The 1,122-nt window shown below is 66.4% G+C and carries 1 protein-coding gene; it reads right to left on the bottom strand.

Annotated features, from left to right (window positions below; translation table 11 throughout):
* Positions 1 to 1,122, bottom strand: a 1,122-nt coding sequence (locus AB0L75_RS44420; RefSeq protein ID WP_365191968.1) for an OB-fold nucleic acid binding domain-containing protein, incomplete at both ends; no start/stop codon positions are given.

The following is a 1,122-nucleotide window of genomic DNA, read 5'->3' as shown; positions in this document are numbered from 1 at the left end:
GTCGCCGAAGAGCGCCGGGTCGGGCTTGACCCGGTGCCGGTCCAGGCGCAGCACGGTGGTCTTGCGCGGGCCCTGGAGTTTGATGCGGACCTCGCTGTCTCCCTTGTGGTGGCTGAGGATCTCGCCGAGGCGGCTGACCATGGGCGGAGTGACCCTGGTGGCCGGGATGGTGAGGATCACCGGCGCGTTGGTGCCCGCGTTGGACAGGTCCGGGACCTGCAGCTCCATGGCCACCAGGCGGGGTACGTCCTCGCGCTTGTCGAGGCGGCCCTTGACGAACACCACGGCGTCCTCGACGAGTTGGGTCGACACCAGCTGATAGGTGGCCGGGAAGAACATGCACTCGATGGAGCCGGCGAGATCCTCGACGGTGGCGATCGCCCAGGCGTTGCCCTGCTTGGTCATCTTGCGCTGCAGGCCCGAGATGATGCCGCCGATGGTGACGACCGCCCCGTCGGCGTGCTCGCCGCCGTTGAGCTGGGCGATGCCCGCGTCCGCCTTGTCGGACAGCACGTGTTCCAGGCCGAAGAGCGGGTGGTCGGAGACGTACAGACCGAGCATCTCCCGCTCCTGGGCGAGCAGATAGGTCTTGTCCCACTCGTCGTCGGTGAACTGCACGTCGAGTCCGAAGCCGGGCTCGCTGCTGGTCTCCTCGCCCATGCCGCCGAAGAGGTCGAACTGCCCCTCGGCCTCCTTGCGCTTGACGGCGACCACGTTGTCGATCATCGGCTCGTACTGGGCGGTGAGCCCCTTGCGTGTGTGGCCCATGGTGTCGAAGGCGCCGGCCTTGATCAGCGACTCGGTGGTGCGCTTGTTGCAGACCACCGCCTCGACCTTGTCGAGGTAGTCGGGGAAGGAGGCGTACTTCCCCTTCGCCTTGCGGCACTTGATGATCGACTCCACCACGTTGGTACCGACGTTGCGGACAGCCTCCAGCCCGAAGAGGATCACGTCGTCGCCCTGGGCCGCGAAGTTGTGCACCGACTCGTTGACGTTCGGCGGGAGCACCTTGATGCCCATGCGGCGGCACTCGTTGAGGTAGACGGCCGACTTGTCCTTGTCGTCCTTCACCGACGTCAGCAGCGCCGCCATGTACTCGGCCGGGTAGTTCGCCTTCAGATA

It is taken from the genome of Streptomyces sp. NPDC052101 (assembly GCF_040680235.1).
Taxonomy (GTDB): Bacteria; Actinomycetota; Actinomycetes; order Streptomycetales; family Streptomycetaceae; genus Streptomyces.
The sequence above is the reverse complement of the archived record's forward strand: the minus strand, read 5'-3'. Positions and strand labels throughout refer to the sequence as shown.